The sequence below is a fragment of the Bradyrhizobium sp. JHI2711 genome, from assembly GCF_056156565.1.
The window spans coordinates 1,141,573-1,167,946 of the sequence record NZ_JBPZPT010000002.1; the positions used below are offsets into that span (position 1 = coordinate 1,141,573).

Sequence of the window (26,374 nt, forward strand, 5' to 3'; positions counted from 1 at the left end):
TTAAATTGAGTGAGCGACTTTCGGCAGAGGGCCCGGCATGACTGATCAACGCAATCCTTCCACTCCCATCGATCCGGCGAAGCTCGACCGACTGGCCGAGGTGGCGGTGAAAGTGGGCCTGGGCTTGCGGCCGGGACAGGATCTGCTTCTGACGGCGCCCGCGATCGCGCTGCCGCTGGTGCGGCGGATCGCCGTGCATGCCTACAAGGCCGGCGCCGGCCTCGTGACGCCGATGCTGTCGGACGAGGAGATGACGCTGGCGCGCTACCGCCACGGCCACGACAACAGTTTCGATCGTGCCGCCGGCTGGCTCTACGAGGGCATGGCCAAGGCGTTCTCCGACAACACTGCACGGCTTGCCATCGTCGGCGACAACCCGATGTTGCTGTCCGGCGAGGATCCTTCCAAGGTGGCGCGCGCCAGCAAGGCCAATTCGATGGCCTATCAGCCTGCGCTGGAGAAGATCGTCAATTTCGACACCAACTGGAATATCATCGCCTATCCGAGCGCGTCCTGGGCGAAGCTGGTGTTCCCGAACGATCCCGAGGACGTTGCGGTCGGCAAGCTCGCAGACGCGATTTTCGCCGCGTCCCGTGTCGATCGCGAGGACGCGATCAGCAATTGGGCGAGCCACAATGCGGTGCTGCGCGAGCGCACCAACTGGCTCAACGGCCAGCGTTTCCGCGCGCTTCAGTACTCGGGTCCCGGCACCGATCTCACCATCGGCCTTGCCGACGGCCACGAATGGGAAGGCGGCGCCTCGCTGTCCAAGAACGGCATCAGCTGCAACGCCAATATCCCGACCGAAGAGGTCTTCACCACGCCGCATTGCCGCCGCGTCTACGGCCACGTCGTGAGCTCGAAGCCGCTGTCCTATCAGGGCACGCTGATCGACAACATCGCGGTGCGGTTCGAGGACGGCAAGATCGTCGACGCCAAGGCCTCGCGCGGCGCCGAGGTGCTGAACAAGGTGCTCGATACCGACGAGGGCGCGCGGCGCCTCGGCGAGGTGGCCTTGGTGCCGCATTCCTCGCCGATCTCGCAGAGCGGGCTGTTGTTCTACAACACGCTGTTCGACGAGAACGCGGCCTCGCACATCGCGCTCGGCCAGTGCTATTCGAAATGCTTCGTCAACGGTGCCCAGCTCACGCCGCAGCAGATCGCGGCGCAAGGCGGCAACCAGAGCCTGATCCATATTGATTGGATGATCGGCTCGGCCGAGACCGACATCGACGGCATCTTGGCCGACGGCAGCAAGGTGCCCGTCTTCCGCAAGGGCGAATGGGCGAAGTCGTAATCTAGATTTTGGTCCAAATAGGCAGCCCAGGACGTGCTCAACCTCTCCCCGCTGGGGAGAGGTGAACGTCCTCGCGTCAGTCTTCCCCCTCACGCCGCCGCGTTGCGCAGGGTCGGGCTGTTGTCGATGCTGAAGCGGTTGAACAGCGTCGTGAACGGGCTGCCGTCGGTGGCCCGCACGATCGCGTCGGACGCCGCCACCGCCTCGTAGAGCGCGCCAACCGGATCGTCCGCGTCCGCCAGCGCGAGCGCGCCGCGGATCTGTTCGCGGGCCTCGCTGACGTCATCCTCGTCTTGGAGCCTTGCCTCCAGCGCATCCGCCGCGCGGCGCATCTGTGCAAGGTCGCCGCCCCCGGAGAATTTGAGGATGTCGCGCCAGTAGGGACGGGCAACGACAAGCTGGATCAATGCATCGAAACTTTCCGCGATGATGCCCGCGCGGCCCTCTGACGAGACATAGAGCACATTCTGCGACGGCAGCAGCACGAACGCGCTGCCGGAGCTGTCACTGCCGATGTGCCGCGGGCTTTCGACGCCGTCGATGGTGAACCAGGGCTCCTCGTCCGGTTCGAAGGAGACGTCGAGACTGCGGAGCCTGGCGACGACCTCGCTGTTGGCTGTCAGAATCTCCGGCGTGAGGGGCATCGGTGCGGCTCCTTCCCAAGACTTCGCGCACTTTGTCGCACCCCGGACAAGCTAGGTTCATGTGTGCGAATTCGCAGAGGAAATCGTGACGTTAACCGTATCGCACCCGCAACTCTGGGCTGATTGTCGAGTGCCATGTAAGAAAGAATTAAAAGCAGCCTACTAGCGTCCCAACTTCTTTCGAAGCAATCCGGGCCGAGACCCGGCCATTCATATTTAAATCTTCTGGGGAAGCAGATGTCGCGCACATTGATTGAAATCGGTAGTTGCAATGTGGACCTCGAGCTGCGGCCGATCGAGCCGTCCTGGATCATCGAGGGCAATCCGGTATCCCGCTCCCGGGTGCTGTCGACCAGCGCCGATGGCACCGCGCAGACAATCATCTGGCACTGCACCGAAGGCCGCTTCAACTGGTACTACGACATCGACGAGACGATCATGATCATGGAAGGATCGATCGTGCTCGAGAGCGACGGCATGCCGCCCAAGCGCTACGGCCCCGGCGACGTCATTTTCTTCCGCGACGGCGCGCATGCCAAATGGCATGTCGAAGGCCACGTCAAGAAGATCGCCTTCTGCCGCAAGACCAATCCGGTGATGATCGGTTTCCTGATCCGCGTCGTCAACAAGCTGAAGAAGATCTTCACCTCCACCGCCGCGCCGCGTCCCGCCTCGCTGATGGGCACTGGCTAAGCGGACACCCAAAGGTTTCAAGGACGCTTCCCAGCGGCCACGACGAAGAGGGGTCGGGATCCATGTCCCGGCCCCTCTTTTCGTCATGACGGCAGCTCGAGCCGGTAGACGTCGATCGCGGTCTGCGAGAACAACGCCGTCTTGTCGGCCTCGCTCACCTTTGAGGCGATACGCTTGAAGGCGTTGAAGATCACCTGGTAACTGCACTGGCCCTTGTCCGGGGGGAAATTGCTTTCGAACATCGCGCGCTTCGGGCCGAACGCCTCGATGCAAGTCTCGACATAGGGCCGCCAGGCCGCGGCAAGCTCCTCGGATGTCGGCGGCCTCTCGCGCAAATGGAAGTCGTAGCCAAGCAGGCACATCGCGAGACCACCGAGCTTCACCACCACATTTTCGCATGTCGCGATCTCCCGGATCGAGGCGCGCCATTGCGCAAACACCTCCTCGCGCCGGCCCGCGAAGCGGCCGGTTCCGACCGGGCCGCCGCAATGGTCGAGCACAATCCTGGTGTCGGGGAAGGCGCGCGCCAGTGCCGTGAGCTCACCGATTTGCGGGTGGAACAGCCAGGCATCGAAGCTGAGCTTGAGGGGGGCGAGGCAGGCAAAGCCTTTGCGGAAGGTCGGATCCTGCAACAATCTCTTCGGCCTGTTCGCATACATGCCGGCGACGACAGGATCTTCGTCCCAGGCCGATGAATGCCTGATGCCGCGAAAGCGGCCGTTGCCAGCGGCGATCTCGGCTTCCAGCACGCCCTTTGCGGCGTCGCCGAGCAGCAGATTGGCATGGCTCACGATGCCGGCGCAGATCGCGGCCTTGCCGTAGCCACCGCTTGCACTCATGGCGGCGACGCCGTTGGCGAACTCGACCTCGCCCACGGGCCGGAACGCCTCGGGTCCATGCGCGCGGTACATCGAACGGCAGTCGACATAGACGGTGGCGATGACGTTGTGACCGGAGGCGATGTCGGCGGCCATCTCCTCGATCAGATAGCGGTGCCCGCGATTCCACAGATGATGATGGGGATCGACGATCGGCCGCAAGGGATCGATGATCTCCTCCCGATGCAGCGCGAGCCAGTCCTCACGCGGATCGACGAACAGCCCGCTCGTGTTGGCGGGCACACCGCTTGCTGCCATCGGCCTTCGCTCCCTGATGTTTTGTGTCGGGAGCCTAGCACCTCATTTCCGCATGCAGCAGCGCGCCTTGCGCAACCGCACCCATCATCACAAGCAATGCGGTATGCTCGTCAGCCCGTCCGCCGTCTTGCTCTTACTTCGACCATCAGCCGCCAGTCCACTGCCGTGGCCGGCTTGACCTCCCCACGCCAACGGAAGGAGTCCCCGGTAATCTCAGTAAAGCTCCAGCGCGTCAGCTCGCCGGATTCGGTCGTGCCTTCCTGCACGATGTCCTCGCCGCGGGGACGGCCGATCTGCTGCCGGAACACGCGGCGGCCCGGATCGAACCAGGAAATCCGCCACGCATCCATGGCCGGATCGTAGACGCGCAGCGTGGTGCCGTACCAATTGCCGGCGATCGGAAAGGCTGCGCTGCCCGCTGGCCGGGGAATGATCCAGACGTCCTGCACCGCACGGCCTTCCAGCACCCAGCCGAAATGGATTTCGCCCGGCGCGGTGTGGCTTCTGCCGTCCGGTCCAAAGGCGGTGATCTCGGCGTCCCAGTCGCCGACGAAACGGCCGTAGAGCTGAAGCGCGGCCGCGTGCTCGGGATGCGGTGCGCTGGCGTGAAGAAGTCTCGCAAAGTCGTTCATGTTGCTCTCCTGCTGCGGAGGATTCAGCACGGATGAGCCGCGGGCGACTTGGAGAAAATTGCCGTCGGTCGTCAGGTCTTGCGCAGCGACAGATGTCTCATGGGACGATCGGCCTCCGCCTGCGTCGACCGATTGCTCGAGCTCTCAGCACGCCAGATGGCGACAACGGCGACAATGACGAGACTCGCGCCCACGAGCATCATGCGAGAGAACGGCTCTGCGAGCACGAGGGTGCCGAGCAGCACCGCGATGACCGGATTGACGAATGTGTAGGTCGAGACCAGGGAGGTCGAGACATTCTCGAGCAGCCAATTGTAGGCGGCGAAGCCGATCACGCTGCCGGAGACGATCAGCCAAAGAGCTGCTGCAACGGACGTCATCGAGACCTCGCTCGGTCTAAAGCTCTCCAGTTCGCCCGTCAGCCAGCTGATCGCGAACAACACGGCGCCCCCGATCGATAGCTGCATGCCCGACAGCGCGATCGCGGATGCTTGATGCGACATGCTGCGCGACAGCACGGTGCCGATCGACCACGACAGAGCCGCAGCGAGCAGCCAGACGATCGGAAGCATGCTGATGCCGGCCTGCTGCGCATTTTGCCATGCCACGAGCCCGACGCCCACGAAGCCGGGGATGAGCGCGAGCAGCGCGATCGGCCGCGGGCGCTGATCGCCCGGAAAGAGCGTGTCCGCCAGCAGGATCCAGAACGGAATCGTGGCGAGCACGATGGCGGCCACGCCGGACGGAACCGATTGTTGTGCGAAGGCGAGAACGCCGTGGCAGCCGACGAAGAAAAGCAGCCCGCAAAGGCCTGCCTGCAACCATGTCCGGCCCGGGGTATTCGCGACATGCCTGTCGCTGAAGGCGAGCAAGATCATGCCGCCGCATAACGATCGAACTGCCATCAGCAGAAACGGCGGTATCGATTGCAAGCCCAGCGTGATGGCGAAATAGGTGGAACCCCACAGGAGATAGATGGCCGCAAACGAGCCGATGACCAGGAACCGTCTGCTCATGATTGCTCCGACTGAGGTGGGTCTTGGAGCAACCAAGTCGTTGACGGGTGATGCGTTCCGGCTCTGAGTCAGACCCCGTCGAGGATGATCACCGTCGGCTTGGTCGGCAGCGTATCCCGCGACATCCGGAACGAGCGCTCGACGCGCCGGTCGATCTCGAATTGCTGGCCGATCCGGCGCATGAAGTCGTCGAGCGGAGTGGCGAAGCGGTGCATCGGCAGTACCACCGAGGCGCGCAGCCGCTTGGTGATCTCGGAGATGCCGTCGAGCGTCATGGTATAAGTGCCGTCGATCGGCACCATCACGATGTCGAGCCGTCCGATCTGGGCGAAATGGCTGTCGTCGAGCTTGTGATGGAGGTGGCCGAGATGGCCGATGCAGAGGCCGGCTGCCTCGAAGATGAAGATGGAATTGCCGTCGCGGATCATGTCGCTGCCGGCATCGTCGCCGTAATAGCGGCGGATGTCGGTGGTGACGTTGCGGATGAAGGTGTCGCTGATGCGCTGCGACACGATCGCCGGCTTGCCGTCCTCGCTCCAGCCATGCAGCACGTGGGGAATGCGCTTGTCCGGAAAGAGAGTGTAATGGGTGCTGTGCGCCCGGTTCATGGTGACGACATCGGGCAGTCGCCCGACCTGGTAGGCGCCGCTATAGTCGGTCGCGATGCGCAAGCCGGCGGGCGTGTCGATGAAATAGGTGGAATGGCCGGCATAGGTGATCTCGACCTCGGCCGCAGCTGCAGCCTGCCTGAAGACGACCGGCACGATTCGCGGCGCCGCATTGGCCATCGCCAGGCATTCGCTGCGCAGTGGCTGCTGGGCCAGGGCAGGGGTCAGGAATGCGCCGAACAGCGCGATAGCCGCCAAAACCAGTCGCCGCATGGATCCGTCCCCGATGACTTCACAGCGAAGTCTAGCGTGCAATTCGGAGCATCGCCAATGGGGTGCGATCAACAGCGCGTCAGTGTCGCACCTATTGCTCGCGCTTCGGGCTGAACTTCCAGGTGACCGCGACGAGGCCTGCGGTAATCAGGCCGCTGATGAGGCCGGCCAGGGGAAGGGCGAGCAGCAGTGCGGCGGTGGCGGCCCAGCCGATCGAGGAAAAGGCCTCGGCGAAGGTTGCAAGCCGCGAAGACGTCTGACGGCGCCGGAATTGGCTGCGCCTTGCCTGCACCCGGAACCAGAGCTGGATCGCGGTCGCCGAGGCCGCGCTGATGATGATCGCACCCGCGCTGATTGCGGCTTGGGATGGCGAGGCAAAGGCCAGCGCCGCGAGCAGCGGAGCGAAGATTGCGGCAATCGCGATCAGCACCACCTCGATCTTGGCACGGATGATGCCGGACGGCATCAAGGGCGCGGTCGCGACCAAGTCGGGCGCGTCCTCGCCCGAGATCGTCAGCCAGGCGAGCCCGCCGGCGAGCTGTCCGGCCGCCATTACGATGACGGGTGTGATCAGTGTCAGCGCCGCGGAGCTGTCGGCGAAATTACGCCAGAGCAGCAGCGCCGGCGGCACCAGATAGAGCAGCTGCATCAAGGTCTGCGAGATCAGCCATGGATCGCGCCACAGCAGCATGAATTCCTTGCGACGCAGCGCCTGCTGGCGCGATCCGCCGCGGAACGGGCGCTCCTTGGCACGGACGCGGCCGGACGTGGCGTAGGCCGCCGCATCGATCGCGGTGTCGGCAAAGCGGTGCGAGAAGATCGCCATCACGCCGCCGAGCATGACCAGAGCGAGCGCGAGAAGCAGCGCCAGCGCCTCGCTGTCGCCCATCGCTGCCCGCGCCGGCCACCACCAGATGCTGTCGACGTCGGGGGCGTAGGCGGCAACGCTGCCCGAGGTCAGGATGGTGAAGCGCGACAGCGTGCCGTAGGACATGATCGCGGCGACCTGAAGCGCGATCACGAAACCCGCACCGATGATGGCGGCGAGGATCTGTGCGATCAGGCGCGTCCGCGCCGGGCCGATCAACCGGAACAGGAGAATGGTGATGGCGATCGCGATCGCCGCCGCGGACAGGCCCATCGCAATGACGACGCCGAAGGCCGCCAGCCAGCGCGCGCCGCCGCCGATCACCAGAACGTCGATGAAGGGCGTCGAGAACAGCAGCGCCAGCACGGTGACGGTCAGCGCGATCGCGGCGATGCGGACCGAGAACAGATTGGCCAGCCGCGCCGGCGAGGACATGATCAGGTCGAGATCGGCGCGGGCGTAGAATACCCGCGTCACGGATTCGATCGCCTGCGACAGCATCAAGGTCCAGGCGAGAAAGATCGTCGCCGAAATCACGATCAGAGAGGATTTGTCGAGCGGCAACTGCAGGTCGGCGAAACGGCCGATCACCGCCCAGGCCGGCAGGTGGAGCAGCGCGGCGAAGCACATGAGGCCGATCATTGCCGCGCGCGCCCGTTTGCGCCGCCCGCCCGTCATCATGGCGAGCCATTCGCGCCAGGCGAGCCGCAGCTCGTGGCGGGCAAACCAGGACAGCGCGGTGGCCGAGCTCATGCCGCTTCCTGAAGCGTCACCAGCGCGATGAAGAGATCTTCCAGGCTGGTGTCGGCATGGCCGTTCTGGTGGCGCAGCTCGGTGAGCGTGCCTTCCGCGACCAGGCGGCCGGAGGCGATCACGCCGATGCGGTCGGCCATGCGCTCGGCGACTTCGAGGATATGCGTGGTCATGATGACAGTGCAGCCGGCGCGGACACGCGCGCTGAGCAGGCCCTTCACATGGCGGGCGGAGACCGCATCGAGCCCCGTCAAGGGTTCATCGAGGATGATGAGGCGGGGATCGTGCACCAGCGCCCCTGCGAGAGCGACCTTCTGGCGCATGCCCTTGGAAAAGCCCTCGCAGCGCTCGTGGCGGTGCGCCTCGAGGCCGAGCGAATCGAGCAGTTCCTCGGCGGCCGGTTGCGAGATCGACGGCGCGATGCCCCAGAGGCCGGCGACGAATTCGAGATATTCGAGCGGGGTGAGCTTGTCATAGATCATGGGCTCGTCGGAGACCCAGGCCATCACCTGCTTGGCGGCGACGGGGTCTTGGAGCGCATCGATGCCGAAGATCGAGACGGCGCCGGCATCGGGCCTGAGCAGGCCCGCAACCATGCGTAAAGTGGTGGTCTTGCCGGCGCCATTGGGGCCGACCAGCGCGTAGAATTCGCCGGCGTGAATGGTGAGATCGAGGCTGTCGACCGCCAGACGGTCAAAACGCTTCGTTAACCCTCGGACTTCCAGGGCCGAGTTGTCCGGCTTCATGACGGCCACACCATCCGGTTTGCATCGCCCGCGACCATGACCCGAAGATGTTTCGGCACCGTGAATCGCACTGCCGCAAATTCCGCCAACCGGATTGGACTAAAGGCAAGGCATCCCGACAAGTCACCGTTTGTTGACAGCGCGCGGGCGTTCAGGCTGAATTGATTCCGGACAAATGGCGCTAACGCGGCGAAACGACTGCGTAGCGACTGGACACAAGATGCGGCAAGGCGGCCTCGAAGAACGCCGGTTGCATCGGGGAGGACGCGCGTCAATGCTGGATTTCGTTCAGCAGCTGGTCAGCGGTGTTGCGCTCGGCTGCGTCTACGGCCTGATCGCGCTCGGCTTCGTGCTCGTCTACAAGGCCACCGAAGTCGTCAATTTTGCCCAGGGCGATCTGATGATGCTGGGCGGTTTCTTCGCCTTCACCTTCATCGGCATGATGGGCCTGAACTACTGGATCGGCTTCGCCGGTGCGGTCGCCGCCATGGCGCTGTTCGGCATGCTGGCCGAGCGCGTGGTCGTGCGGCCGATCCTCGGCTATCCCCAGTTCTCCATCATCATGGTCACGATCGGTCTCGGCTATTTTCTGCGTTCGGTCGCGGGGATGATCTGGGGCACCGACGACCTGAAGATCGAAACGCCGTTCAGCCAGGGCGTGCTGCGCATGGGCTCGCTGGTGCTCGCCTACGACAAGCTCTCGGTGATCGCAGCGACGATGATCCTGTGCACCTTGCTGTGGCTGTTCTTCAACAAGACCACGCTCGGCACCGCGATGCGCGCCAGCTCCGAGAACATGCTGGCGGCCTATTACATGGGCATTCCGGTCAAGCGCGTGGTGGCGGTGGTCTGGGCGATCAGCGCGGCGGTCGCGACCTGCGCCGGCGTGCTGCTGGCGCCGATCACCTTCATCCACTCCAATGTCGGCCTCGTGCTCGGCCTGAAGGCGTTTCCCGCCGCCGTGCTCGGCGGTTTCGGCTCGATCCCGGGCGCGGTGGTCGGCGGCGTCCTGATCGGCGTGATCGAGAGCATGGCCGGCTTTTACCTGCCCGAGGGCTGGAAGGACGCCGCGCCTTACATCGTGCTGCTCACCGTGCTGCTGCTGAAGCCCGAGGGCCTGTTCGGCCTCCACGTCCGCAAGAAGGTCTGAACGCCATGCGCTTCCTGTTCAAGACCGACTACGAGGACGACATCAAGCTGTTCCCGCATTCGGGCTACGTCGTCACCTACGGCGTTCTGCTCGCGCTGCTGCTGATCGCGCCCCACGTGCTCTCCAGCTATCTGATGAGCCAGCTCGTCTTCGTCTGCATCTATGCGATCGTCGGCGTGGCGCTGCTGATTCTGACCGGCTTCACCGGCCAAGCCTCGCTTGGGCACGCGGCGTTCCTCGCCATCGGCGCCTACACGGCGGCATACTTGCAGAAATACAACGTGCCGTTCCCCGTCTACTTCCTCGCCGCCGGGCTGTTGACCGGCATCATCGGCGCGATGGTCGGCTTTCCGGCGCTGCGCCTCACCGGCATCTATCTCGTCATCGCCACCATCTCGTTTGCCCTGATCGTGGAGGAGATCCTGGCGCGGTGGGAAAGCGTTACCCACGGTAACGAGGGCATGCGGGTCAAGACGCTGTCGCTGCTCGGCGTCGCCGTGCCGCGCGACAGCCCGACCTTCTATTACCTCTGCCTTGCCGTGCTGGTGCTGACCATCGTCGGCACGCTCAATCTGCTGCGTTCGCCGACGGGCCGCGCCTTCGTCGCGATCCGCGATTCCGAGACGGCGGCGCGCAGCATGGGCGTCAATGTCGCGCTCTACAAGGTGAAGTCGTTCGCGATCTCGGCCGCGATCACCGGCTTTGCCGGCGTCCTGTTCGCGCACAAGCTCTCCTTCATCTCGCCGGAGATGTTCACGCTTCAGCTCTCGATCGAGTTCATCATCGTGATCCTGATCGGCGGCACCTTCAGCCTGCACGGCGCCGTGCTCGGCGCGATCTTCATCGTGATGATCGACCCGTTCCTCACCTATCTCAAGGACGACATGCCCGGCATCATCGCCGGCATTGCCGCGACATTCGGCGCCGGCGCGGCGACTGCGGGCAATATCGAGGCGAAGGTCGCGGCCTTCGCCTCGCTCAACGGCCTGAAGGGCGCGATCTACGGCATCATCATCGTGCTGTTCGTGCTGTTCGAGCCGCTCGGGCTCTACGGCCGCTGGCTCAAGATCAAGCTCTTCTTCCAGCTGTTCCCTCTCTACAAGCGCGCCACCTTCAAGCGGCAGAAGATCTACGTGAAGTCGGAGCGCAATCGATGAGCTATTTCCGCGCCGAGAACCTGTCGCTGCATTTCGGCGGCCTCAAGGCGGTCGATGCGGTCTCGTTCGCGGTGGAGAAGGGCGAGATCCTCTCGATCATCGGGCCGAACGGAGCCGGCAAGAGCTCGATCTTCAACCTGATCTCGCGGATCTACCGGCCGACCTCGGGCCGTATCTTCTTCGAGGACCAGGACATCACCGAGCAGCCGCCCTACGACATCGCCAAGCTCGGCATCGCCCGTACCTTCCAGAACATCGAGCTGTTCGAGAACGCGACCGTGCTGTCGAACCTTCTGGTCGGCCGCCACCGCCATTCGACCACGCAGCTGTGGCAGGAGCTCTTATTCCTGCCGAGCGTGCGGGCCAACGAAAAGGTTCACCGCCGCCGGGTCGAGCAGGTCATCGAATTCCTCGACCTCGAACCCTATCGCGACAAGCTGATCTCGGGCCTGCCTTACGGCGTGCGCAAGGTGATCGAGCTGGCGCGCGCGCTCTGCTCGGAGCCGAAGCTGATCCTGCTGGACGAGCCGTCCTCGGGTCTCAACGTGGAGGAGACCGGCGACATGTCGTTCTGGATTCGGGACATGAGGACCGAGCTCGGTATCACCGTGCTGATGGTCGAGCACGACATGTCGCTGGTCAACCGGGTCTCCGATCGCGTCATCGCACTGAACTACGGAAGGGTGCTGGCGATGGGCTCGCCCGCTGAAGTGCAGCAGCACCCCGACGTCGTCGCCGCGTATCTGGGAGCCTGACCGATGGATGCCGCTGCGCCCCAGGATATCATCCTCAAGCTCTCCAACATCGAGAGCTATTACGGGCCGATCATGGCGATCCGCGGCATCTCGCTGGAGGTGCCGCGCGGGCGCATCGTCACGCTGCTCGGGGCCAACGGGGCCGGCAAGACCACGGTGCTGAAGACCATCTCCGGCATCCTCGATCCGCAGAAGGGCGCGATCGAGTTCATGGGCAAGCCGATCCAGCGCATGGAGGCCGACCGCATCGTGCGGCTCGGCCTCAGCCACGTGCCCGAGGGGCGCGAGGTGTTCCCGTTCCTCTCGGTGCGCGAGAACCTGATGATGGGTGCCTATCCGCGCAAGGACCGGGACGGCGTCGCGGAGGACATGGAGCGCGTCTACGGCTATTTCCCGCGCCTGAAGGAGCGCATCAACCAGCCGGCGGGCCAGCTCTCCGGCGGCGAGCAGCAGATGCTCGCGATCGGGCGCGCGCTGATGAACCGGCCGACGCTGCTCTTGCTCGACGAGCCCTCGCTCGGCCTGTCGCCACTGCTGGTGAAGGAGATATTCACCATCATCCGCCGGGTCAACGAGGAGCAGGGCATGTCGATCCTGCTGGTCGAGCAGAACGCCAAGGTGGCGCTGGAAACCGCCCATTACGGCTATGTGCTGGAGATCGGCCGTATCGTGATGAACGATACCTGCGACCGCTTGATGCATTCCCAGGACATCCAGGAATTCTACCTTGGCGCCAAGGAAGCCGGCGCGCGCGGCGAGCGGCGCTGGAAAAAGAAGAAGACGTGGCGGTGAGGACGAGCTGGCAGTAAGATGAGCTTGCCCAACGTTGAGCAAAGACCGGCCGGCAAGGCAGGCAGCGGAGGGAAGGCGACAAGGAGGAGAGGTGCATGGCCCGACCGGCGGTGCTGACGGTCGCTGATACGATCGCGAAGAGCTTCTTGCGCGCCGCCGAGACGCGGGGCGACAGGCCGGCGATCCGCGAGAAGAAGTTCGGCATCTGGCAGCCGACGAGCTGGCTAGAATGGCTGGAGATCTCCAAAGAGATCGCCTACGCGCTCCGCGCCGTCGGCTTCATGCCCGGCGAGGTCGCCTCCATCATCGCCAATGCCGTGCCCGAATGGGTTTATGCCGACATGGGCATATTGTGCGCCGGCGGCGTCTCCAGCGGAATCTATCCGACCGATTCTTCGTCCCAGGTCGAGTATCTCGTCAACGACTCCGCCACGAAGGTGATCTTCGCCGAGGACGAGGAGCAGCTCGACAAGATTCTCACCTGCCGCGCGCGATGCCCCAGCTTGCAGAAGATCATCGTGTTCGACATGGAGGGCCTCAGCGGTTTCTCCGACGACATGGTGATGTCGCTGGACGAGTTTCGCGCGCTCGGCCGCAACCACATGGTCGGCCGCGAAGCGCTGTGGCAGGAGATGATCGACAGCCGCAGCGCCGGCGATCTCGCGGTCCTCGTCTATACGTCCGGCACGACCGGCCCGCCGAAAGGCGCGATGCACGCCAATCGCAGCGTCACCCACCAGATGCGACACGCCAACGACTTCATACCTGCGCGAGAGGACGAGAACCGGCTGGTCTTCCTGCCGCTCTGCCACGTCGCAGAGCGTATCGGCGGCTATTACATCTCGGTCGCGCTCGGCTCGGTGATGAATTTTGCCGAGAGCCCGGAAACCGTGCCTGACAATCTGCGCGAGGTGCAGCCGACCGCCTTTCTGGCCGTGCCGCGCGTCTGGGAGAAGTTCTATTCCGCCATCACCATCGCGCTGAAGGATGCAACGCCGCTGCAGCAATGGGTCTATCGCCGCGCCATCGGCATCGGCTACCGCATGGTCGATTGCCGGCTCGAGGGCAGGGCGCCGCCGCTATCGCTGCGCATCGCCAACCGCATCGCCTACCTGGTCGCGTTCCGCAACATTCGCCGCATGATCGGACTCGACCGCTGCCGCATCGCGTTCACCGGCGCAGCCCCGATCGCACCGGAGCTGATCCGCTGGTATCTGGCGCTCGGCATCGACATGCACGAGGTCTACGGTCAGACCGAGAATTGCGGGGTCGCAACCATGATGCCCGCGGACAAGATCAAGCTCGGCTCGGTCGGCACCGCGGTGCCCTGGGGCGAGGTCGCGCTGTCGCCCGCCGGCGAGATCCTGATCAAGGGCGACTTCCTGTTCATGGGCTATCTGAACCAGCCGGAGAAGACCGCAGAGACGATCGATTCCCGCGGCTGGCTGCACACCGGTGACGTCGGCACCATCGACAATGAGGGCTTCGTGCGCATCACCGACCGGATGAAGGACATCATCATCACCTCGGGCGGCAAGAACATCACGCCGTCCGAGATCGAGAACCAACTCAAGTTCTCGCCCTACATTTCCGACGCGGTCGTGATCGGCGACAAGCGGCCCTATCTCACCTGCCTCGTGATGATCGACCAGGAGAATGTTGAGAAGTTCGCCCAGGATCACGACATCCCCTTCACCAATTATGCCAGCCTGTGCCGGGCGAGGGAGATCCAGGACCTGATCGGGCGCGAGATCGAGCAGGTCAACGGCAATTTTGCCCGCGTCGAGACCATCAAGAGGTTCTACCTGATCGAGCGCCAGCTCACGCCCGAGGACGAGGAGCTGACGCCGACCATGAAGCTGAAGCGCGGCTTCGTGAACAAGCGCTACGCCGCCGAGATCGAGGCGATGTATCGCGAGCGTGCGGTGGCGTGACGAGTCGGTCCATTTCGAGAAAGCGAAGGAGCTGTGGCCCCGCCCTTCGTGCAATACGGGCCTTTAGGAGAGGAGACGTCAATGTCGAAATCGTTCAGCGCATTCGGCCTTGCTGTGGGTGCCGTGGTGCTCACCTGTCTGCCGGCCGCAGCGCAAACCAAGGTCACCAACGAGGGCATCTCGGCAACCGAGATCGTCATCGGCACCCATCAGGACCTGTCGGGTCCGATCAAGGGGTGGGGCGTTCCGGTCGCGAACGGCATGAAGATGGCGGCCGAGGAGATCAATGCGGCCGGCGGAATTCACGGCCGCAAGATCCGGCTGGTCGTCGAGGACAGCGGTTACGATCCGAAGAAGGCCGTGCTGGCGTCGCAAAAGCTGATCGAGCGCGACAAGATCTTCGCGATGGTGGGGCCGATGGGATCACCGACGGTGCTCGCCGCGCAAGACATCCTGTTCGATGCCGGTGTCCTGCAGCTGTTCCCGCTGACGGCGGCCGAATTCACCTTCAAGTTCGATCCGGCCAAGCCGCAGGAGCGCCTGAAGTTCAACAATTTGCTGCCCTATGTCGAGAGCACGCGGGCTGCGGTGAAATACATGATCGAGTGGAAGGGCTTCAAGAAGCCCTGCATCATGCATCAGGACGACGAGTACGGTAAGAACGTGCTCGATGGCTTCAATCAGCAGCTCACTGCCATGAAGGCGCAGCCGGCCTCGATCACGAGCTACAAGCGCGGCGCCTCCGATTTCAGCGCGCAGATCGCCAAGATGAAGTCAGATGGCTGCGACCTCGTCGTGCTCGGCACCGTGCTGCGCGAGACCATTGGGGCGATGACCGAAGCCAAGAAGCTCGGCTGGGACGTCACCTTCCTCGGGGCCACCCCCACGAACGTGATGGAGGTTCCTGCGCTGGGTAAGGACGCCGTCGAGGGTCTCTATGCTGCCAGTGGCTTCGAGATTCCTTATGAGGACACCGCCAAGGGCAAGGTGAAGGATTGGCTCGTCAACTACAAGAAGATGTTCAACGCCGACGCCAACACGCAAGCCATCATCGGCTACAATGCCATGATGACTTTTGCGTTCTATGCCAACAAGGCCGGCAAGGATCTCACCGGGCAGAAGATGCTCGATGCGCTCGAGTCGGGCGAGAAATTCCTCGACATCTTCAACTCGCCGCCCACCAAGTTCTCCAAGACCGACCACCTCGCCAACACCATCACCCAGGTGCAGCAGGTCAAGGGCGGCCGCTGGGTGCTGGTGAAGGACAATCTGATGTTCTGATGCGGGCTCTCTTGCGTCGAGCTCAGTGCACCCTCTCCCCTTGTGGGAGAGGGTGGATCGCCGCGAAGCGGCGAGCCGGGTGAGGGGTCTCTATCCTTCACGCACGGTCTTGCGTGCGGAGAGAACCCCTCATCCCGCGCGCTTGCGCGCGCGACCTTCTCCCACAAGGGGAGAAGGAAGAGAGAACCCTACGATCCTCCGCCCGCGGTGCCCGAATTCACCGGGGCGAGCTCGTCTTCCCGGCAGCGCCAGCCGTCGGCGGCTTTGACGAAGGCGAAGGTTCGCTGGACCCTCAGCCGGCGCGTGACGTTGAAGACGTCTGCTGGGCGCGTCTTGTTGCCGGCTCCCTGCTGCGGCCGACCCGTCGTGGCGTCCCAGCAGGTGCCGGTGCAGATGGAGGCGATCCTGCTGCACACGGTGAAGGGAGCGAGCACGGCCATTTCGATTTCGCCCGTGACCTGTGCCTCCTGGTCGGTCACCTGGCTGTCGAGCGCATAGACGCGGTTGATGCGCAGGAAGTTGCCGCAGGAATTGGCCGCATGAATCCGCGCGGCGCAGAAATCGACGGCGTCGGCGTCGGGAATGCGGGCCGCGACCTGCCGGCCGAACACTTTTTTGGGATCGCCCGTCGCGGCGCGGATTTCATCTGTCTTGCGCTTCAAATGGTCGGCGAGACAGTCCTCCGCGGATTCCAGCTCCTGCAGCGGCACGTTCTCCTTGCCGACCAGATTGCATTTGCGGTCGCGCTCGCGCGTCCACCGTCCATATTCGGCGAAGGCAAAGCGTGCCGCAGTCGGGTCCAATTTGCCGATCAGGCCGAGCACCTGGCCGTTGAGCTCGGTTTCGGCAAGCGTCAGCGAGGGGTCTGCGCAGATCACCGCGCCCGCAGCAGTGTTGGCCGCAAGGCAGTCGAAATCCGGATCGCGAACGATCGCGGCGCGCTCCTCGGTGACCTTGAGCAGGCACGCCTTGACCGTCTCGAATTGGTCGGGGCGGATCGCGGTCTGGCCGACGATGCCGCAGCTGAGGTTGCGTTGGCGGACCCAGATCGCATTCTCCTCGATAGCGGGCAGGCGATCCGGCAGGCGGGCGAGCCGCTCCTCGATCGCGATGCTCAGCTTCTCGGCGGCGGCGGCAAGCGCGGCATCACCGCAGAACAATTGGTTGCCGGGGTCGCGAATCGGCTGGCAGGTGTTCCTGGCAAACAGCGGCAGCCTGTCGGCGATCGCGCGGTCGGATTGCGCGGACGCGGGCACCGCCGGCAATGCCAGCAGCGCAAGCACAGACAGCACGATGAATCGCATTCCAAGTCGCCCCCGCACGGAAGGCGCCATGCTAGCGTCTGGTCTTGCGCGGTGAAATGGGTTTGTGGGGACGAGCAGTGGAAGGTCTGTAGCCCGGATGGAGCGCAAGCTTAATCCGGGGCCGGTGCGAGTGGTAAGAGTCTCGGATTTTGCTGCGCTCTATCCAGCTACGAACAAATCAACGTGCCTCGGCGGCCGCCATCGAGACCTGCACCGGCTCGTCGACATATTTCAGCACGGCCGACTGGTGGAGCACGAACAGTGGCTGATAGCTCCGCGTCGCGTCATCCTTGACTATCGCCATGCGGCGATTGTCCAGCATCAGCCATTGCCCGTCGAGCTTTGCCGCGGCAATTGCGTGCGCCTCGCCGGCCCTGACATCTCGCACCACAACGATGCGGAGGTCCTCAGAGGCAATTCCCGCCAGCCGCAACGCGGCCAGCTTGGCGATGGCATAGTCCTCGCAATCGCCGGTCCCGCGCGCGAAGGTCGAAAGCGGCGAGCTCCAGACGTCGTCGGTGCCATCATTGGCGGCATGGATGGCGAGATTGATGGCGCGGTTGACCTCGCCGAGCCGCGCGCGACCGTCGCGGGCGCGGGCGTGGTCGACTATGGCGAGCAGCTCGAGCGCTGCCGGTGAAGCGCAATTGTCCCGGTCGCCGTCGCACAGCGCGAGCTGCACCATGTCGTCGTCGAGCTTGTCCTTCAGCACGGACCATCTCTGCTGCAGGCTACCGGACGAGATGGCGAAGGCGAACACGCCGAACGGTTCGGCGGATTTGCGCACGAGGACGCCGGCGCCGGGCGACAGCAGCGTGCCGGCGCGAAGCTCGGCGGCCGATCCGAGCAGGATCAAGCCGCACATGACAAGGATTGCGCGCCAGGCGCGCGAGCGAGCAGCGGTCTCCATCTGACATCCCTTCCCAGGCTTCACGAGATCCCCCTCGATCTCGACGTGCCGGGCTTTGTTGCTTTCGCGGAGATAGTGCGAGACGGGCCGTTTTGTTCTGCTTAACGCGCCCGGCAGGGGTTCCAAAACCGGGTGACAGGCTGAAATGGGCCTACCCAAATTGCGTAAAATTTTACGATTCGCCGGCTAGGAGGTGTCGCGTTGCCGCGAAATGGAGCCAATTGCAGACACAGGTTGTGGCAGTGCCGAATCTGGGTCCTATGGCTAACAACCCCCATTTCATGGGGTTCTGTTAGATAGGTCACAGATTTAACTCCGTATTTGCCGCAGGATGCTGCGGGAGCTCGCGACGGAAAGATGATGAAAGTATCTGCTTCGTTACTATACAGCAGGTTACTTTGGATGACTGGAAATGCGTGGAAACAGGCTGAATTCGACATACGAATATTTGAGGAATTACTTTCACTCCTCTGTCGCGGCGCCACGCCGTGGGGCCTCCCGGGGGCCAAGTGATGCGAAATCACACAAGCAATAGATGGTATCGCTAAGGACTTGCTAATGCTATGCAAGCTTAGGCGGTCGATACTTACTTAGATTTTAACCCTTTTTACGGTGCCCGGTTGAATTACGCTGGCCAATTTGACGGCGCGATTTCTTTGGACGGCCAGGGTTCCCGCTCGCCCGTCGGGGCAAATATCGATTCTTTTACCGCAAAGGCGAACGGTCACGCGCCCGACGGCGCGTTCGTCGTTCCCGACCCCAATCTGATCTTCAACGGCGAGTTCAAGCGTGCCGGGCTCGACCTTGTGCTGTCCCACGACGGTCATGAGTTCGTCGTTCACGATTATTTCAGGGGCGACAAGCGCGCCGCGCTCGCTTCGCCCGACGGCGCCCACCTCAGCGGCGACGTCGTCAACGCCCTCACCGGCCATGTCCAGGTTGCCCAGGCCGCGCCCGGTGCCGGTGCGGGCCAGGTCATCGGTCACGTCACCAAGCTCGTGGGAAGCGCGACCGCGATCCGCAACGGCGTCTCGGTCATCCTGAACAATGGCGACAACGTCGAGAAGGGCGACGTGGTCTCGACCGGGGCCGACTCGACGCTCGGCATCACCTTCATTGACGGCACCGTGTTCGGCCTGTCCTCCAACGCGCGGATGGTGCTGAACGAGATGGTCTACGACCCCAACGGGTCGAACAATTCCTCGCTGCTCAGCCTGGTCGCGGGCACCATCACCTTCGTCGCCGGCGAAACCGCCAAGCGCGGCGACATGAAGGTCGACACGCCGGTCGCCACCATGGGCATCCGCGGCACGGCGGTGCTGACCCAGATCAACTTCGTCGTTCCCGCCGGCGGCGGCGATCCGCAGCCGCAGGCGAGCTTCCAGGTGCTGGTCGAGCCGAACGGCACGACCGGCTCCTACATCCTGTTCGACAAGGTCACGCTGCTGCCGATCGCGACGGTCAACCAGGCCGGCCAGATGATCCAGATCAGCGGCGGCAACGTCTCGATCACCAATGCACTGATGTCGCCGGAGGTGCAGAAGCTGATCACGGACGTGTTCACGCTGAAGTTTACCGACAACAACACCAACACCAAGCTGACCACGAACTACACCGATACGATCACGCCGTTCGGCTATGAGGTGTTACTCAAATCGTCGTCCGGCCCTAGCGCCACCGCAACATTCGTCAATCTCAATCCGCAGGGATCGGAGACGCCTACCACCTCCACGCCGCTCATCGTACGCATTCCCGGCCAGCCGATCGCGCAGAGCTTCGACGCGAGCGGCAACGTGAAGACGGCGTTCGCGTTGACGGAGCGTGCGGACACGACCGGCGACACGCGCGCCGACACGATTTCCGGCGTGATCAGGTTCGTCGATCAGAACCTCGGCGACCGGCCGACGGTGAGCATCAGCCTCGCCGAGGCGCCGAACTACGTCTACAAAACTGCGGGCCAGAACGACGTCACCGGCTCCCTCTCGGAGCTCCAGAAGCAGGGCATCGCGGCGACGCAGATCCAGATCAGCGTCGTCCCCGACCCCGCCAACAACAACAACGGCTCGGCGGTCTGGACCTACACGATCCCCGACCACGTTTTCGACTTCCTCGCGGCCGGCGAAACCCTGACGCTGACCTACATGGTCCGCGTCGACACCAATTTCACGGTGAACCCCGAGTCCAGGTTCATCCCGATCACCATCACGATCACGGGAACGAACGACAAGCCTACCGTTGCGACGTCAGGCGGCACCGTCGTCGAACAGGTCGGGACCGGCAACGAGGCGCTGGACATCATCACGGGCACGGTCACCTTCACCGACGTCGATCTGACGGACCGGCCGATCGTGAGCGCGGCGCTCTCATCCGTCGAGCCGTTCAAATATCTCGATGCCGAAGGCAACGATATCACTGCGTCCCTGACGCCGGAGCAACTCGCGGCGATCGCTGCCGTCAAAGTGCCGCTGACCGTGGTTCAGGGTGCCGGAAACAGCAACAACGGCACGGCCACCTGGACCTACAGCGTTCCCGACCATCTCTTCGACTTCCTGGCCGAGGACGAGAAGCTGATCCTCAACTACGTGGTGCAGGTCGATGACGGGCACGGCGGCGTCGTCAGCACGCCGATCACCGTGTCCATCGACGGTGCGGACGTCAATGTCGAGGGCACCAACGACGTGCCGACGATCGTCGAGGACTCGACGACGCCCACCGGAGAAGTGACAGAGGATACGGCGGCAACCCTGACGGCGAACGGCACCGTCGCCTTCAACGACCCCGATCTCACGGATACGCACACTGCCAGTTACGTCCTGAAGTCGACGACGTCGAACGCGCATCTGCCCGGCTTCGGCAACGGCACCTCGCCTATCGGGAACTTCGCGCTGACCGCGGTGAGCGAGAGTCCGGGTGTCAGCACGCGCGGATCAGTGGGTTGGACCTTCACGCTCAACGACAACGATCCGGTGCTGCAGTCGCTGGCCGAAGGCCAGACCATCACCCAAGTCTACACCGTGACCGTCGACGACCATCACGGTGGCACCGTCACCCGGGACGTCACGGTCACCATCACCGGCACCAATGACACGCCGACCATCACGAGTGATGCAGACGCTGCAAAGGGCAGCGTCACCGAGGATGCCTGCGCGACGCTGTCGATCGAGGGCACGCTCGCGATTCAGGATCTCGATCTGATCGACACCCACACCGCGCAGGCCGCATTCAAGTCAGCGACGTCGAACGCGCATCTGCCGGGCTTCGATGGTAATGCGCCGCTCGGCACCTTCACGATCGATTGCGAGGTCGCGGAGTTCAACACCGATACCGACAACAGCGCGACGCTGGGCTGGCACTTCAGCCTCGACAACGACAATGCGGTGCTGCAATCGCTGGCGCATGGCCAGACCATCACCCAGGTCTACACCGTCACCTTTACTGACGATCACGGTGCGCAGGTCTCCCAGGACGTCACTGTCACGATCAACGGCGCCAACGACGCGCCGACGATCACGAGCGATCCCGAGGCGGCAACGGGTGCGGTTACCGAGGATGACGGCGCCTCGCTGACGACCAGCGGTACGCTGGCGATCCAGGACGTTGACCTGATCGACACCCATACGGCGCAGGTGCAGTTCAAGTCATCGTCCGTCAGTTCGGCTCTGCCGGGATTCGAGGACGACAGCACGAATATCGGCACCTTCTCCATCGGCGCGGTGTCCGAATCCAACGCCGACACCAGCACCGGCGCGACGCTCGACTGGCACTTCACGCTCGACAACAACGATCCCGTGCTGCAGTCGCTGGCGGAAGGGCAGACCATAACTCAGGTCTACACCGTCACCTTCAAGGACAATCACAACGCGACTGTCACGCAAGACGTAACCGTCACCATCACCGGCACCAACGATGCGCCGACCGTCTCCTATGTGACGTCCGACTACATGAACTTCGACGGTGCGACCATCGCGGTCGGCGACGTACCGACGGTCGCCACCGACGACGTGACGCTGGACGGCTGGGTGAACTGGAACGGAGACGCTGCCTCCGCCAGCCAGGTCTTGTTCTACAATGGCAATACCTCGACCACCGGTTTCGGCCTCATGGGCACTGTCATCAGCGGCAAGCTGGAGATCGCGATTCTCGAGGGCGGCGTCGAGATCCAGGATACCGGCTTCGCGCTTACTGCGGGGCAATGGCATAACCTCGCCTTGACGCGTGACGACGGCATCTTCACGCTTTATGTCGATGGCAACGCCGTCTATTCCCACAGTGGCGGCGTCAACGCGATCGCTGGCGCTCAGGAGCCGTCCTACATGATGATCGGAGCGGCGAGCGGCAGGTACGCTCCGGGCTTCGGTACGCAAGGCTTCACCGGCTCGATCGCCGATGTCAGCGTCTGGACCACCGCACTCACGCAGGCGCAAATCCAGTCGTACGACTTCACCGCGCTCACCGGCAACGAGGCCAATCTGGCCGCCTATTATACGCTTGGCGACGGCAGCGGGAGCAAGGCCTCCAACACGGTCAACCCAACCAAGAGCCTCGCCATTGAAGGTGATGCGGATTGGGCCAGCGGGACCTCCGGGCCGGGCGGCGCATTTGCCGATCTGATGGAGACCAATGGCGGCCAGCTCTCGCATGGCGTGCTGGCGGTCTCCGACGTCGACGCGACCGATCACGTCACGGTATCGGTCGATGCGGTGCAGGTTAAGCTCGACAACGTGTTGCAAACGGGCAGCGTCGGCGGGCTGTCGCATGCCGATCTCCTGAACTATCTGACCGTGCCGTCCGGCGACATTCTCAACGGCACGGCGACCCACGCCCAGTTTACCTGGCAATTCAACTCGGCCGGCCAGGCCTTCGACTTCCTCGCCGCCGGTCAGACGCTATCGCTGCAATACACCATCGTTCCGTCGGATGCTCAGGGCTTTGGAACTAGCGCGGTCGTGACCATCAACATCACCGGCACGAACGACGCACCGACGCTGTCCGATCTCCACATCGGCCCGCTCACGGACACCGCTGACGACGACACCTTCTCCAATCTCACCGGGCAACTGGCGGGGACCGACGCCGACAGCGGTGAGACGGCGCCGCTGACCTATGCCGTCCTCGATTCAGATCACCAGGCGGCCACGACGGTCGCGGGACTCTACGGCTCGCTGACGGTCAATTCCAACGGCAGCTATAGCTACGTTCCGAATGATGCTGCGATCAATGCGTTGGCGGACGGATCGTATGTCGATACGTTCACGGTCCAGACCACGGATATCCATGGTGCGACCGACACGGCAACGCTCAAGGTGAACGTGACCGGTGCGGACGACGGTGCGGGCCCGGTCATCAACACCGAGAGCTTCCAGGTCGAGCACATCACCGAGAACAGCAACGAGATCATTACCGACCTCGTCGTCATGGACGCCGATCCCGGCGCTGCGACGGACACTTTCACGGTCACGCTGTCGACCGCGAATCCGGACGTCAGCCTTGCAAGTGTTTATCCGACGACCGGCACGCTCGAGCAGATCAACACCGCCCTCGCGCAAGGCGCGGGCATCGTCTACGAGCCGACCGGCGCTGATCCCGAGGCGGGACTGCCAGCCACCGATCAGATCACGCTGACCGTTGCCGATTCGGCGGGCCGCTCGGACACGGTGAACTTCATCTTCGTCGAAGGAGCCGAGAGCCAGGGCATGACCCTGCAAGGTACCGCCGGCAAGGACGTCATTTTCGCGACCGAGTCGAGTGATACGCTGATCGGCGGCAGTGCCAAGGATCAGTTCGTATTCGCACCGGCCTCGTCGCAGGATTCGGTTCAGCACACCGTGAATGATTTCGAGTACGGCCTCGACAAGCTCGACCTGCGGCAGTTCAGCGGCATCAGCTCCTTGAACGACCTTGCCCCGACCGCCGCGCAGGATGGCGGCACGTTGCTTACGCTGGATAGCCACGAGACGATCCTGCTCAAGGGTGTCGCCGTCGCGAATCTCCAGTCCAGCGATTTCATCTTCGGCACTCACGTCGGCTAGTGGAAGCAGGCGGCGCTTCCGGTTTGCACCTCGACCGCGGCAAAAAATCCATAATCCTCAGCACTCGGGGAATAGCCAATCGCACGCCGACGCTTCATGATCGGTGCGCCCGGCATGATCTGGGTCAGGAAGTCTGACTGGCATGAAGCGTTTCAAAATCCTGCGGCGGTGGTTTGCGCGGAAGTTTGGCCTTGCGCGGCTGATCTGCCTTGCGCTGCTGGTCTTGTTCGCAGGCGCGCGCCTGTGGGATCCGCCGCCGATCCAGGAATTGCGGCTGCGCACCTTCGACATGTTTCAATTGATCGATCCGCGCGAGAAGGCGGCGCGGCCGGTCGTCATCGTCGATATCGACGACAAGAGCCTCACCAGACTCGGACAGTGGCCGTGGCCGCGCACGCGCATCGCCGACATGGTCCAGAACCTCACCAACCACGGCGCGGTGGCGATCGGCTTCGACATGGTCTTCTCCGAAGCCGACCGGCTCAACCCGGAGCAGGTCGCGAGCCAGATGCGCTATCTCGACGACGCGACCCGCGCCAAGCTGCGTGAGCTGCCGAGCAACGATCAGATCCTCGCCGACGCGATCAAGCGCTCGCACGTCGTGCTGGGCGAGACCGGGCTTCCGGAGGTCTTGTCCGAGCTCGACAAGTCGCTGCCGTTCACGGGGGTTGCAACGGTGGGGGAGGACGGGGCCGAGCGTTTCCTGTTCGAATTCCCCGGCCTGCTCCGCAATGTGCCGGTCATCGAGAGGGCCGCGGCCGGCCGCGGCCTGTTCTCGATCCGGACCGAGCGTGACGGATTGATCCGCCGCGTGCCGATGATCATGCGCGCCCAGGGCAACATCATGCCCTCGCTCAGCCTCGAGATCCTGCGCGTCGTCACGGGCACGCCGACCCTGCTGGTCCGTACCGACAAGACGGGCATCAAGTCGATCCGCCTCAAGGGTTTGGAGGTTCCGACCGACAAGAACGGTCAGCTCTGGGTGCACTATGCCCGCCGGGATCCTTCGATCTACGTCTCCGCGGTCGACGTGCTCGACAATGCGGTGCCGCCCACGAGGTTTGCCGGCAAGCTGGTGCTGGTCGGCACTTCCGCGGGCGGCTTGAACGACATCAAGACCACGCCGGTATCCCGGGCCATGCCGGGTGTCGAGATCCATGCCCAGGTGCTGGAGGGCGTGCTGAGCCGCGCGGTGATCTCGCAGCCGAACTATGCCCTGGGCGTCGAGCTGATCGCGGCGCTGATCATCGGCCTGCTCGTCATCATCTTCACGCCGAATCTCGGCCCCGTCCGCCTAGTGCTGGTGGGCGCGGCCTTCGCGGCCATCCTGATCGGCGTGTCCTGGTTCTCCTACACGCAGCACCGCTATCTCATCGACTTCACCTATCCGCTGCTGTCGACGACCGCAGTCTACCTGACGCTGATCTTTGCGAGCTTCGTGCGCGAGCAGCGTCAGCGCGTGCAGATCCGCGGGCAATTCGCGCAATACATGTCGCCTGTGCTGGTCGAGCAGCTGGCGCAGTCGCCGGAAAAGCTCGTGCTCGGCGGCGAGGAACGCGAGATGACGATCATGTTCTCCGACGTGCGCGGCTTCACCACGATCTCCGAGAGCTACAAGCACGATCCGCAGGGGCTGATCGAGCTGATGAACCGCTTCCTGACGCCGCTGACCGACGTCATCATCGACCGCAAGGGCTATATCGACAAGTACATGGGCGACGCCATCATGGCGTTCTGGAACGCGCCGCTCGACGACGCCGAGCACGAGATCAACGCCTGCGAAGCCGCGATCCAGATGCTCGAGCAGATCGACGAGGTCAACAAGGAGCGCGAGCAGGAGGCCGCCGACGGCGGCCACGTCTATATCCCGCTCAATGTCGGCATCGGTCTCAACACCGGCATCGGCGTGGTCGGCAACATGGGGTCCGACCTGAAGAAGAACTATTCGGTGCTCGGCGACAGCGTGAACCTGGCCTCGCGCCTCGAGGGCCAGTCGAAGGCATACGGATTTCCGATCATCGTGGGCTCGCGCACGGCACTCGCTGCCAAGGAGAAATTCGCGATCCTCGAGCTCGACTTCATCATGGTCAAGGGCAAGACCGAGCCGGAAGTGATCTACGCCATCGCCGGCCGCGAGGACGTGATGCATTCGGCCGCGTTCCAGCGCCTGCGCAACATTACCATCGAGATGCTCGGCTGCTACCGCAGCCGCGACTGGCAGGGCGCCCTGGATGCCATCGAGCGCGGCCGCAAGAGCGAGGACGCCGACACGCTGGAGAAGCTGTTCAGGCTTTACGAGGCGCGGATCAAGGATTTCCAGATCGATCCGCCGCCGGAGGGCTGGACCGGCGCCTATGCCCTGCTGACCAAGTAGTCGTCACGGTCACCGCTCGTGC

The 26,374-nt window shown here is 63.7% G+C and carries 19 protein-coding genes; 10 read left to right on the forward strand and 9 right to left on the reverse strand.

Translation table 11 applies throughout. The features are described from left to right. Positions 1-37: 37 nt before the first annotated feature. Complete coding sequence (locus tag ACTEK7_RS17900; RefSeq protein WP_225146322.1) at positions 38-1,297, forward strand: aminopeptidase; 1,260 nt, start codon at positions 38-40, stop codon at positions 1,295-1,297. Between the two features lie 89 nt (positions 1,298-1,386). Here the strand turns inward: ACTEK7_RS17900 and ACTEK7_RS17905 are convergent, their stop codons facing one another. Then, positions 1,387-1,941: a hypothetical protein gene (locus ACTEK7_RS17905; RefSeq protein WP_225146323.1), complete on the reverse strand. Its 555-nt coding sequence runs from the start codon at positions 1,939-1,941 to the stop codon at positions 1,387-1,389. A 237-nt stretch (positions 1,942-2,178) separates the two neighbouring features. Between ACTEK7_RS17905 and ACTEK7_RS17910 the strand changes: the two genes are divergently transcribed. Further along, complete coding sequence (locus tag ACTEK7_RS17910; protein WP_036021269.1) at positions 2,179-2,634, forward strand: cupin domain-containing protein; 456 nt, start codon at positions 2,179-2,181, stop codon at positions 2,632-2,634. 83 nt (positions 2,635-2,717) lie between these two features. Here ACTEK7_RS17910 and ACTEK7_RS17915 read toward each other — a convergent pair whose 3' ends face one another. From ACTEK7_RS17915 to ACTEK7_RS17940, 6 genes are all read right to left on the reverse strand, one after another. Then, entirely contained in the window at positions 2,718-3,770 is a 1,053-nt protein-coding gene (locus ACTEK7_RS17915) for an amidohydrolase family protein (protein WP_225146324.1), read from the reverse strand. Between the two features lie 110 nt (positions 3,771-3,880). Then, positions 3,881-4,402, reverse strand: a complete 522-nt coding sequence (locus ACTEK7_RS17920) for a hypothetical protein (RefSeq protein WP_036021294.1) — start codon at positions 4,400-4,402, stop codon at positions 3,881-3,883. Between the two features lie 71 nt (positions 4,403-4,473). Further along, positions 4,474-5,418, reverse strand: coding sequence for an EamA family transporter (locus ACTEK7_RS17925; RefSeq protein ID WP_225146325.1), 945 nt, complete (start codon positions 5,416-5,418; stop codon positions 4,474-4,476). 68 nt (positions 5,419-5,486) lie between these two features. Beyond that, on the reverse strand, positions 5,487-6,299 hold the full coding sequence (locus ACTEK7_RS17930) for an MBL fold metallo-hydrolase (RefSeq protein WP_225146326.1): 813 nt from the start codon (positions 6,297-6,299) through the stop codon (positions 5,487-5,489). 91 nt (positions 6,300-6,390) lie between these two features. After that, positions 6,391-7,920: a permease gene (locus tag ACTEK7_RS17935; protein ID WP_225146327.1), complete on the reverse strand. Its 1,530-nt coding sequence runs from the start codon at positions 7,918-7,920 to the stop codon at positions 6,391-6,393. Beyond that, positions 7,917-8,666: an ABC transporter ATP-binding protein gene (locus ACTEK7_RS17940; RefSeq protein WP_057028575.1), complete on the reverse strand. Its 750-nt coding sequence runs from the start codon at positions 8,664-8,666 to the stop codon at positions 7,917-7,919. The genes ACTEK7_RS17935 and ACTEK7_RS17940 overlap by 4 nt, the downstream gene beginning before the upstream one ends. A 274-nt stretch (positions 8,667-8,940) precedes the next feature. Here ACTEK7_RS17940 and ACTEK7_RS17945 point away from each other — a divergent pair, with 274 nt between their 5' ends. The 6 genes from ACTEK7_RS17945 to ACTEK7_RS17970 all read left to right on the forward strand — a co-directional run bounded on the left by ACTEK7_RS17945 (position 8,941) and on the right by ACTEK7_RS17970 (position 15,735). Continuing rightward, complete coding sequence (locus ACTEK7_RS17945; RefSeq protein ID WP_036021277.1) at positions 8,941-9,816, forward strand: branched-chain amino acid ABC transporter permease; 876 nt, start codon at positions 8,941-8,943, stop codon at positions 9,814-9,816. Positions 9,817-9,821: 5 nt separating this feature from the next. Continuing rightward, a complete protein-coding gene (locus ACTEK7_RS17950) occupies positions 9,822-10,973 on the forward strand; it encodes a branched-chain amino acid ABC transporter permease (protein ID WP_036021279.1) in 1,152 nt (383 codons plus the stop codon). Continuing rightward, on the forward strand, positions 10,970-11,728 hold the full coding sequence (locus tag ACTEK7_RS17955; RefSeq protein WP_035997604.1) for an ABC transporter ATP-binding protein: 759 nt from the start codon (positions 10,970-10,972) through the stop codon (positions 11,726-11,728). Before ACTEK7_RS17950 ends, ACTEK7_RS17955 begins: the two co-directional genes overlap by 4 nt. A gap of 3 nt (positions 11,729-11,731) precedes the next feature. Further along, the gene (locus ACTEK7_RS17960) at positions 11,732-12,520 is read left to right on the forward strand and encodes an ABC transporter ATP-binding protein (protein ID WP_035997607.1); all 789 of its coding nucleotides are present in this window, start codon (positions 11,732-11,734) and stop codon (positions 12,518-12,520) included. A gap of 95 nt (positions 12,521-12,615) precedes the next feature. Further along, positions 12,616-14,454, forward strand: a complete 1,839-nt coding sequence (locus ACTEK7_RS17965; RefSeq protein ID WP_036021288.1) for an AMP-dependent synthetase/ligase — start codon at positions 12,616-12,618, stop codon at positions 14,452-14,454. 81 nt (positions 14,455-14,535) lie between these two features. Next, positions 14,536-15,735 (forward strand): ABC transporter substrate-binding protein, encoded by a 1,200-nt coding sequence (locus ACTEK7_RS17970; RefSeq protein WP_035997612.1) that lies wholly within the window; start codon positions 14,536-14,538, stop codon positions 15,733-15,735. A 188-nt stretch (positions 15,736-15,923) separates the two neighbouring features. On the opposite strand, the gene ACTEK7_RS17975 is transcribed toward ACTEK7_RS17970, so the two are convergent. Next, positions 15,924-17,039, reverse strand: coding sequence for a lysozyme inhibitor LprI family protein (locus ACTEK7_RS17975; RefSeq protein WP_225146328.1), 1,116 nt, complete (start codon positions 17,037-17,039; stop codon positions 15,924-15,926). 178 nt (positions 17,040-17,217) lie between these two features. Next, complete coding sequence (locus ACTEK7_RS17980) at positions 17,218-17,949, reverse strand: transglutaminase-like cysteine peptidase (RefSeq protein ID WP_225146329.1); 732 nt, start codon at positions 17,947-17,949, stop codon at positions 17,218-17,220. 620 nt (positions 17,950-18,569) lie between these two features. Here ACTEK7_RS17980 and ACTEK7_RS17985 point away from each other — a divergent pair. Both ACTEK7_RS17985 and ACTEK7_RS17990 read left to right on the forward strand, forming a co-directional pair. Further along, on the forward strand, positions 18,570-23,978 hold the full coding sequence (locus ACTEK7_RS17985; protein WP_463671647.1) for a VCBS domain-containing protein: 5,409 nt from the start codon (positions 18,570-18,572) through the stop codon (positions 23,976-23,978). Between the two features lie 142 nt (positions 23,979-24,120). Next, positions 24,121-26,352: a CHASE2 domain-containing protein gene (locus tag ACTEK7_RS17990; protein ID WP_225146331.1), complete on the forward strand. Its 2,232-nt coding sequence runs from the start codon at positions 24,121-24,123 to the stop codon at positions 26,350-26,352. Positions 26,353-26,374 lie beyond the last annotated feature (22 nt).